General features: G+C 55.6%; 1 protein-coding gene. It reads left to right on the forward strand.

The window, feature by feature from the left end; all coding sequences use genetic code 11:
* On the forward strand, nt 1–313 hold a 313-nt coding region (locus tag HEN33_RS25705), incomplete at both ends, for a phage minor tail protein L (RefSeq protein WP_089565311.1).

Consider the following 313-nt stretch of genomic DNA (forward strand, 5'->3'; position numbering starts at 1 on the left):
TGAATGAATGCACCCGTGCGGAGCAGTCGGCCAGCGTGGTGCTCTGGGAAATCGATCTGACAGAGGTCGGTGGAGAACGTTATTTTTTCTGTAATGAGCAGAACGAAAAAGGTGAGCCGGTCACCTGGCAGGGGAGGCAGTATCAGGCGTATCCCATTCAGGGGAGCGGTTTTGAACTGAATGGCAAAGGCACCAGTACGCGGCCCACGCTGGCAGTCTCTAACCTGTACGGCATGGTCACCGGTATGGTGGAAGATATGCAGAGTCTGGTCGGCGGAACGGTGGTCAGGCGTAAGGTTTACGCCCGTTTTCT

Origin of the sequence: Escherichia sp. 94.0001, assembly GCF_013369155.2 — a bacterium.
Classification (GTDB): domain Bacteria; phylum Pseudomonadota; class Gammaproteobacteria; order Enterobacterales; family Enterobacteriaceae; genus Escherichia; species Escherichia coli_F.